This window comes from Pseudomonas sp. RA_15y_Pfl1_P11 (assembly GCF_963970975.1).
Classification (GTDB): Bacteria; Pseudomonadota; Gammaproteobacteria; order Pseudomonadales; family Pseudomonadaceae; genus Aquipseudomonas; species Aquipseudomonas tritici.
On sequence record NZ_CAXAOY010000008.1, the window covers coordinates 80,563 to 89,913 of the forward strand.

At 57.1% G+C, this 9,351-nt stretch carries 5 protein-coding genes; 3 read left to right on the forward strand and 2 right to left on the reverse strand.

Annotation, left to right across the window (positions count from 1 at the left end; all coding sequences use genetic code 11):
* The first annotated feature begins 119 nt into the window (after positions 1 to 119).
* Genes dsbD through dsbG form a run of 3 tightly spaced genes read left to right on the forward strand, consistent with a single transcriptional unit; the run spans position 120 to position 3,435 of the window.
* Positions 120 to 1,847 (forward strand): protein-disulfide reductase DsbD, encoded by a 1,728-nt coding sequence (gene dsbD, locus AACY44_RS12700; RefSeq protein ID WP_339416553.1) that lies wholly within the window; start codon positions 120 to 122, stop codon positions 1,845 to 1,847.
* Positions 1,847 to 2,698, forward strand: coding sequence for a TlpA disulfide reductase family protein (locus tag AACY44_RS12705; protein ID WP_339427420.1), 852 nt, complete (start codon positions 1,847 to 1,849; stop codon positions 2,696 to 2,698). Before dsbD ends, AACY44_RS12705 begins: the two co-directional genes overlap by 1 nt.
* A complete protein-coding gene (gene dsbG, locus AACY44_RS12710; RefSeq protein WP_339436292.1) occupies positions 2,674 to 3,435 on the forward strand; it encodes a thiol:disulfide interchange protein DsbG in 762 nt (253 codons plus the stop codon). Before AACY44_RS12705 ends, dsbG begins: the two co-directional genes overlap by 25 nt.
* A 72-nt stretch (positions 3,436 to 3,507) precedes the next feature.
* On the opposite strand, the gene AACY44_RS12715 is transcribed toward dsbG, so the two are convergent.
* Together AACY44_RS12715 and AACY44_RS12720 are read right to left on the reverse strand one after the other, a co-directional pair.
* Entirely contained in the window at positions 3,508 to 6,228 is a 2,721-nt protein-coding gene (locus AACY44_RS12715; protein WP_339436293.1) for a hypothetical protein, read from the reverse strand.
* Positions 6,229 to 6,572: 344 nt separating this feature from the next.
* Complete coding sequence (locus AACY44_RS12720; RefSeq protein WP_339436294.1) at positions 6,573 to 9,275, reverse strand: hypothetical protein; 2,703 nt, start codon at positions 9,273 to 9,275, stop codon at positions 6,573 to 6,575.
* Positions 9,276 to 9,351 lie beyond the last annotated feature (76 nt).

Consider the following 9,351-nt stretch of genomic DNA (forward strand, 5'->3'; position numbering starts at 1 on the left):
GATTAAGCGCAGATTATGCCGCTAAATGATCCACACTCCCTCTAGAATAGCCCCGGTTAATCATCGGTTAATCAACGCCACACATTGTGTGCCTACTTGCATCGAACTAAGGCTTGACCATGCGGCATCTGTTTACCTTTCTGCTGGTGTTGTTCGCAGGGTTTGCCCAGGCCGCGCCAGGCAACCCGTTTGAGACCAAACCCGATTTCCTTCCGGTGGGCAAAGCCTTCACCTTTACCTCCGAACGTCTTGAAAGTGGCGAGACCCAACTGTATTGGCAGATTGCCGACGGTTATTACCTGTACAAGCAGCGCATGAAGTTCGATGGCCTGACTGAAAAGCCCGCGCTGCCGCAAGGCGAGGCCCATAGCGATGAATTCTTCGGTGACCAAGAGGTGTATCGCCAAGGCCTTGAAGTGAAGATCCCGGCCGGCGCAACCGGCCAGATCAAGCTCGGCTGGCAGGGCTGTGCCGATGCGGGCCTGTGCTATCCGCCGCAGTCGATCACCGTGGACCTTGGCGGCAACCCGGCCGTCGCAGCGACTGCTGAAGCTCAGGACCAAAGCCTGGCCAGTGGCCTGCAACAACGCAGCCTGGGTTGGAGCCTGTTGCTGTTCTTCGGCCTAGGCCTGTTGCTGGCATTTGCCCCCTGTTCGCTGCCGATGCTACCGATCCTCGCCGGTCTGGTCGTCGGCAGTGGCGCCAGCCCGCGTCGCGGTTTTGCCTTGGCCAGCAGCTATGTGGTGTGCATGGCGCTGGTGTATGCCGCACTGGGCGTACTGGCCGCGCTGCTCGGCAGCAATCTAGCCGCGCTGCTGCAAACCCCGTGGATCCTCGGCAGCTTCGCCGCCTTGTTCGTCATCCTTGCCCTGCCGATGTTCGGCTTCTTTGAACTGCAACTGCCCGCCTTCCTGCGCGACCGCCTGGACAACGTCAGCCGCCAGCAAAGCGGTGGCAGCCTGGTCGGCGCCGGGGTGCTCGGCGCACTGTCCGGCCTGCTGGTGGGCCCATGCATGACCGCGCCGCTGGCTGGCGCCCTGCTCTACATCGCCCAGAGCGGCAATGCGTTGCACGGCGGCCTGATCCTGTTCGCCATGGGCATCGGCATCGGCATCCCACTGTTGTTGCTGGTCACCGTGGGTAATCGCTTCCTGCCCAAGCCGGGCACCTGGATGAACGTGCTCAAGGGGGTCTTCGGGTTCCTGTTCCTCGGCACCGCCGTGCTGATGCTGCGCCCAGTGGTTGGCGAAAGCCTGTGGATCGGCCTGTGGGGCGCACTCGCGCTGGTGATGGCTTACTGCGGCTGGACGCTGGCCCGCGAATACGGCCTCGCGGCCAAGGTGTTTGGTGCCGGTTCCCTGGTGCTGGGCCTGTGGGGCGCCGTGCTGATCGTCGGTGCAGCCGGCGGCAGCGATGACCTGTGGCAACCGCTGAAAGTCTACGGCGGCTCGCAGACCGTCGCTGCACCGACCGCCCACGACGCGTTCATGACCATCAAAGAACCCGCCGTGCTGCAAAGCCAACTCGACAGCGCCAAGGCACAGGGCCAATGGGTGCTGGTGGACTACTACGCCGACTGGTGCGTGTCGTGCAAAATCATGGAAAAACAGGTCTTCGGCAAACCCGACGTCATGGACGCCCTGAAAGACGTGCGCCTATTGCGCCTCGACGTTACCGCCGACAACGCCGCCAGCCGCGCGCTGCTCGGCCGCTACAAAATACCTGGCCCACCGAGCTTCGTGTGGATCGGTCCGGACGGTGAAGAACGCCGCGCGCAACGCATCACCGGCGAAGTCGATGCCGCCACCTTCCTGCAACGCTGGACGCACACCCGGGACGCCCTTTGATGCTGACCCTGACCATCGGCACCTTCGCCATCGCCCTGAATCACTTGCTGCTGATCAGCGCGCTGATTCTCGCCACCCTGGTGGGCTGGCGCGTGGCCAAGCGTGGCGGTGAAAACCCGGAATCGGTGCTGTTCAGCCTGTTCCTGCTGGCGATGCTGGTCGCTCGCGTCACCTTTGTACTGATGTACTGGAGTGATTACCGGCACGACCCGTTGCAGATGGTCGACCTGCGCGACGGCGGTTTCCTCGCCTGGCCCGGCGTGATCGCTCTGGTACTCGGCGCCCTGGCCTACGGCTGGCGGCGCCCGGCCCTGCGCAAGCCATTGAGTGCTGGCGTGATCACCGGCCTGGTGTTCTGGGGCGTGACCAGTTTATCCCTGAGCCTCTACGACAAAGGCTCGCAACTCCCGGACATCACCCTGCGCAATGCCAACGGCGACGTGGTGCAACTGGCCGACTACAAGGGTGGCCCGCTGGTGATCAACCTGTGGGCCACCTGGTGCCCGCCATGCCGTCGCGAAATGCCGGTATTGGAACGCGCCCAACACCACCGTCCCGACGTGACCTTCCTGTTCGTCAACCAGGCCGAAAGCATGCAAAGCGTCAGCACCTACCTCGCGACACAGGGCCTGACCCTCGACAACGTGCTGTTCGACGCCAGTGGCCGCCTCGGCCAGGCCGTGGGCTCGATGGCCTTGCCCACCACCTTGTTCTACCAAGCCGACGGACGCCTGATCAACAGCCACTTGGGTGAACTGTCCCAAGCCAGCCTGGCCCGCGCCATGGAACCCTTCGACTTCGCTCCCGCTGCCACAAGGAAACCAACATGCCACGCCTCCGCCACCTGCTGACCCTGCTGCCGCTGACGCTCGCCGCCGCCCTGGCACAGGCCGAAGACTGGCCGGCGCCGATCAAACAGATCGAGGCCAAGGGCGCCAAGATCCTCGGCAAATTCGACGCCCCCAGCGGCCTCACCGGCTACGCCGCGCAGTACCAGAACCGTGGCATGGCGTTGTACCTGACCGCTGACGGCAAAAGTGTGATAGCCGGCAACCTGTACGACGCCCAAGGCAACGACCTGAGCACCGCGCCCCTGGAAAAACTGGTGTACGCACCGATGGCCAAGGAAGTCTGGGCCAAGATGGAAAAAAGCAGTTGGATCCAGGACGGCGACGTCAACGCGCCACGCACGGTCTACCTGTTCAGCGACCCCAACTGCCCGTACTGCAATATGTTCTGGGAACAGGCACGCCCGTGGGTAAAAGCCGGCAAAGTGCAGTTGCGCCACATCATGGTCGGCATTATCCGCGAAGACAGCCCAGGCAAATCCGCCGCGCTGTTCGCCGCCAAAGACCCGCAAAAAGCCTTGGAAGAACATGAAGGCGCCGGCAAAGGCAGCAAGTTGCAGGCACTGGACAAGATCCCCGCCAATATCGAGGCCAAGCTTGATGCCAATATGAAGTTGATGGAGGCGCTGGAGTTATCGGCGACGCCAGCGATTTTCTATCTGGATGACAAGGGGGGGTTGCAGCAGCAGCAAGGGGCGCCTTCGCCGGAGAAGTTGGGGAAAATTATGGGGCCTAAGTAGTTCACTAAATACGGACCTGATAAGGCCTCCAAGAATCGGAGGCCTTATGTTTGTCTAGCTTGACAAACCTTATCAAACCTCCCGAACGGTTATTCCGGTTACATCAAAATCGTTACCCGGCCCCATCCCCATCTGGAGATTATCGAGGCTCAGACGCGCGCTTGTTGAGCTGGCGATGAACACACCTTTGAGCAGTTGCCAAGTAATGCCAGGCAACGTTCGTGGCGTAACTTCCACACCTTGGGCTACCAGCACTAAATTTGGCTTATTCGGCACCCCACTGTTATCACGAACATACGCCGAGAACTCGTACTTATGCCCAATTTCCAGTGCTGTGAAGTCCTTGAACAACTTCACACGCTGGGTGTTAACGTTGCTTGTGTTGGTATAGCCCCAGTCAAACAAAAAGTATCCGGCCGATGATCCAGGAATAGGCCCTTTATTAAGCGCAAGGTCTCTCGAGTCCGTAGCCCCCGGCCCTTTTACCCAGCCATTCCAGCCGCGGTCGGCTGGATTGAAACTGGTGTGGTCATAGAACGCTACGCGCACGTTCAACACCCGCGAAGGACATACCACATTCGCAGTCGAGCTACCGTCGGTTGCTACGCTGAAAGTAAAGCGCGAGTCGGCTTTATCTTTTGACCTATCCAAATCGGATCGCAGTACCGGAGCCGAAACACCCGCTGTCACCTCTGCCACGGTAATGGTTCGGGCCGCGTACACATTGAACGCGTAAGGATTGCCGTTTTTATCCGTCCCGGCTGCCTGCAGCCAGCACTTCTGCCCTGCCCGCAAGAACCACATCGGATCTTCGAGAGCACTGGCATTCCCAATAAATGTTCTCAGGTCCAGAACGGCATTCTGAGTCCTGGGCGGCGTCGCCTCCAGCACGTTTGGCGTTTCCAGTCGCACAGGCAAACTGATGTTTAAGTTCAAAGGCGGTGAGGTCTGCACCTTGCAGGCGGTGGTGACGATGGAAGTGATCTCCACTACTTTACCCATGCTCTCGATCACGGCTTCCGGTGGCAGAGGAAAGATGACCGGCCCCGAAACACTGCCGGATTGGGATGCCAACGGCCAGCAAGTACCATCAGGCTTTTTCCAGCAGACGCTGATGGTGTGCTTGGGGTTATTGCCGACATAATTTACTTCAACCTGTACGCCATTGCGCCCGTTGTAAGCGGTCAATTGGTCAAGCACCGCTTCCCTCACGGAGGGTTCGATCAGCACCAAGGGCTCCTGCTCGATTTTGAAGGTTTGAACAGGGAATGCGTGCGCGCTCGACACATCACACTTATCACAAAAACTCGCCGCAAAGTGCAGGTCGAATTCGCTGCAATCCGCCAGATTTTGCAGCTCAGCCCTGAGGATGGGGGCATCAACGCCCTTAGCCTTCCAAGCGTCTGTAACAGGCGCATCCATCAAAATATCAAAACGCAAAGCACTGCCGTCTTCACGCTTACCCGTAATCCACATCCAACAACATTTCGCACACTCGGCATAGGCCCAGACAGGCGTAAAACCAATCGCGTCCATTGGGAATGTATTGAGATCCACGACGTCGCCCGTTGCCTGTTCGACCTCAGCGTGAGGAAAGTGGGGCAGCGACACATTAATCACTCGCTCAGGTGATTGTTGTGATCCATTGCTGTTGGGGAATTGCACGGTGTAGGTCAGGGTCATCGCCTTGTTAAAAAAACAGGCAATGACACAGGGCGATAGCTCGATGGTTGCCAAGTCCCCGTCGTTTGCAATTGTCACGCATCCAAGTGGCTTACTCGCATAACCCAGCCCGCTCACATAAAAACAGATTTGGTCGTCTGCATAAGTGTCCAAGCCGGGAGTGTCCACGTTCCCTCCCTGCTTGGTGAGTTCCGGGTTAAGGCACCAGTCATCGTTGAAAAATGCGGACTGCCGCAGATGCGCAGGCTGAAGATCAAGGCCTTGATCCCCGATGAAAGCAGCCGTGCGGCGATGTTGGATTTGAAGGGCATTTCTCGGAAGACGCGTCTCTTCATCAGGATTAGTCACGTCAGCTGGAGGCTGGGCCGTTTCGCCACTCGTGATGTAGGCGCATTGCAGGGTCATTGACTCATAGAGCGGTATTTGTCGCGCCAGCCAAGTACGTCTAACAGCGTGAGTGAGTTCGCCCGAAGCTATATCCTCAGCTGTTAACGCATATCCATCAGCCACTGTATAGAAAACGGGCTCTCCACTGAATTGCTGAGTCACAAGGGTGCAGTAAAATCTATCATTTACTTGGGCAAGATAAGGAATCTCCGTCTTGACGATGCCGTCCCCTTTGAAATCGTGCATGTCAATGACAGGTGAGTTTTGATAGATTTTTTCGTGAAGAAAATAAGGTGCGTACTTTTTACTTTCGTTGGCTTGGTAAAACTCGATCAAGACTTCTTTGTTCAAAGAAGCGGCTACCTGCCCTTGCACTTTCCCGGTATACGAAATGACGAGCGTTTTCCCCATTGCCGCCGTCATGTAACGCAGTGGAATTTCAGTTTCGTCGGCGCCAGACTCACCGCCTGAATACACAATATCCTCGAACGCCAGCCCAGGTGTTTCCTTGGTGCGGAAGCTGGCGATAATGGGTTCATCCTTGTCCATTCGTGAATCAAATGTCAGGTATGAACCCACCATGCGAGAGGTCGCAACCGTTCCGTTCTGCTCACTGGAAACTAACGGACTGTCTACTTCAAGAGCTTTGGGTTTTGGCCGCTTGGGTGTTGGCGCTCTGATAACGTTAGAGGGTGCGTTCGACGCCGGGACTTTCTTAGCCATGGTAAGAACTCCTTGTTCCAGGGGCTGTTCCCTTGGCTCGATCTGAAGCCAAGGGTCTCCCTTAAGTGAGCGCTGTTGGCATCCGCTCGCCTACTGTCAGAATTAACAGTTCTGACAAACGGCCCCCTCACTCACAGCCTGAACTGGGGAGTTTTTTTGGGGGATCGGTTTTTTAGCCACGATAAGACTCCTGTCCAACGTTAGATAACCGCCGAGGCTGGCCTTGCCAGCCAGGCACTTCGGTTATCTAACGCTTGGATCAGAAGTATTGCCTAGTGTCAGATCTGACAGCTCTGCCGCCAACTCAGGACTTACCGGACCAACGGCAAACTTGAGTTCTCACTTTACAATCGATAACAGATAGTAAACTGATCGAGAAATGCCCAATCCATGACATTAACCGTCAATACACCAATACTGACGCCAGGTGGCGCGACGCATTCAACCCAAAAGCCTCCCGGCTTGTCACCGGGCTCGTTGACTACCTTGATCACGCCACCAGCCAGATCGTAAAACGTGAATGTCGCAGGACGCTGCAATGACAGGCATGCAAACTTCACGGACTCACTCGCATGGGTGAAGGTCAATCGGTGCAATTGCGGGGGGGTCTGAAGGTCAACTTGATCGCACAGGGTGTAATGGTTACCCGAGCCAAGCCCGTTATTGTGGAATCGGGAAATACCTGCCAAACCGCCGCCTGATACAAAATCGATAGTCATCAACGGGATATGCCACTTGTGTGGGGCCGTATAAACACCAAGCGCCAATGTTTCAAACAGCTCCTGCTTACAGACAAGCGGCTGCCGAAGGTTCAAGTTAAGCACCGAAAAAACGACCCCTTTGCTCTCCGACTCTCCACCATCGGCAGTAACCGTACAGGTGACCTTAATGGGCGTGTCATGCTTTAACGAGGCTAATTCAGCCCGTCTCATCGGCACTTCGAGTCCATGTGTGATCTCATCTTGCGTGAGTAGCTGACCGTTCACTGGGTAGAAAACGCGGGTATTTCCATCCTTGCCGATACCCGTGCATTTCAACCAAACCCGTTGCCCGAGCAGGCTGAACCACCAGTTCTCAACAAGTATCCATGCATCCCCGACAAAGGCCGCCAAATCCAAAATGCCATTCTGAACCCCAGGCGGCGTAGCTTGAGGCACCACCGGCGTCGGCACTCGCACAGGCACGCTGATCTTCAACTCAAGATTCGGCGACGTCACTTGCTTGCAACGGCTAACGACACTGAAGCGGATCGGCACTGTTTTGCCAATACCATGAATGACCGCTGCGCTAGGGATATGGAAGTCCACATAGCCCGCAACGGAGTCTCCCGGCTGGGAAGCCAACGCCAGGCAAACACCCGCTTGCTCCCAGCACAACGCGATGGTGTGGCGATCGCACATGCCGTCATAGGCCACTCTCACCGTCACGCCATCACGGCCATTCCAGACGGTCAATAAATTACCGACTGCCTCTCGCACCGAAGGCGCCACCAGCTCGAGGTCTTTCTGAACCATTTCCAATGACAACGGTAGGAATGCAATTGCGTCCTCCATCTGGGTCGAGCCGCTGAAGCTCACTGAAAAATGAATCTGGAATACCTGGCAGTCGGCCAGTTTTTCCAACTCATCCCGCCTCAGTGCCGCACTCACGCCAGCGGTCACCCACTCGGGTTTTACGGTCTCAGCAGTGAGTATGTCCCAGTGAAATGGGCTGCCGTCTCCTAGTTCTCCCGTTATCCACAAACAAACGGTTTGCCCCAAGGCAATGTAATCCCAAATCGAAACCCTGACCGTAGCGTCACCGGGAAAAGTGTTGAGGCAAATCTTACCGCCGGTTCTTTCATCAACGTCTATACCGCTCAATCCGGTGGGCTCAAGCACCCGAGCCAGTAACTCCAACGAAGGCCACACACTGCCACGAAGGACGGTGTAAGACACCTTAATGGATTTACCGAAGTTCGCACTGATGGCCGAAGCAGGCACGCCGAACAACAGGCTGGTCTCCCCCTGCTGCACGACCTGACACGCCAATACCGGAGTGCCTGGTCCCGGCGTACCTGCAAATTCTACACATACCTTATCACCGGGTTTAATGCCGTCGTACGCCACCACGACATGGCCCCCATTGACGGTATTCGCCGGGTTGATCAAATACCCTTTCCCCTCGACATACACGGCTTCCCGGATAGTCGGCGCATACAGCTTCAACTCCGGCTCACGCACTCGCAGGTTAGCCGTGGCTCGTCGAGACAACTGCGCGTTACCCGGTAGCCGGGAAATTCGCGGGTCCTCAGGTGCGGTGGCCTCAGCATCTGAGTAAATGATGCCCGCCCCCGTGGTGACCGACGAATAATCGTCATTTTCAGCCAGCCACGCGCGCAGGATGCCCAACAGGAAACAGAAGCCACTCTGCGCCTCATCTTCCGTCACGACATGATTTTCAAGAATCCAGAAGAAACCCGGCTGTGCATGGTGTTCATTGCCAACCGCTTCAAACCATATGCGCTGCCCGGCAGCGATAAAGGGCAAATCGCACAATTCGACGCCGGCATCGCCTGGAAAAGTGGCCATGTCCAGCCACCAGGAGCCGTCAACGAATGACAGGTCGGTGAACCTGGGAACAGGCATGTCATCAGGCTTGATCACTTCAATGAAGAGTTCCAGCCGGAAGGACTCACCCGCCGCCGTCTTGTACCAAATGATCACGGTCAGGCCGATGCAATAGCCAATGACCCATGCGGGAACATTTACCTCGACATTGGGCGCCCCGGTGCCTTGGGTCATGGCGGTGAAAACGGGATTGTCTTCTTGGCCCTTGATCGCCACGCTCAGCGTAATTTGAGTGCCTGCCGGAATCGCTGACGGGCACGTCACCGTCGCCCCCGCCGTTGCATCTATCGGATACAACGTGTTGTTAGTCGTGGCGTTCTTTACGGTCGGCAACAGGTATTGGTTGGCTGGTTTTTTGGGAACGACGGCCGAGCTGCCCCGGCCCGGAGCCGTTGCATTCGCTGAGCCTGTTGTGTTTGGTTTAGTCGGTTTAGCCACGATCGGCACTCCCATCCAAGGAAAGATAACCACCCGGCCCGCCTCTGCAGGCCAGGAAACAATAGTTATCTAAACC

What these genes read in the sequence shown, in the direction of transcription:
- dsbD (WP_339416553.1), top strand. Translation starts at nt 120, where the DNA reads ATGCGGCATCTGTTTACCTTTCTGCTGGTGTTGTTCGCAGGGTTTGCC.
- AACY44_RS12705 (WP_339427420.1), top strand. Translation starts at nt 1,847, where the DNA reads ATGCTGACCCTGACCATCGGCACCTTCGCCATCGCCCTGAATCACTTG.
- dsbG (WP_339436292.1), top strand. Translation starts at nt 2,674, where the DNA reads ATGCCACGCCTCCGCCACCTGCTGACCCTGCTGCCGCTGACGCTCGCC.
- AACY44_RS12715 (WP_339436293.1), bottom strand. Translation starts at nt 6,228, where the DNA reads ATGGCTAAGAAAGTCCCGGCGTCGAACGCACCCTCTAACGTTATCAGA.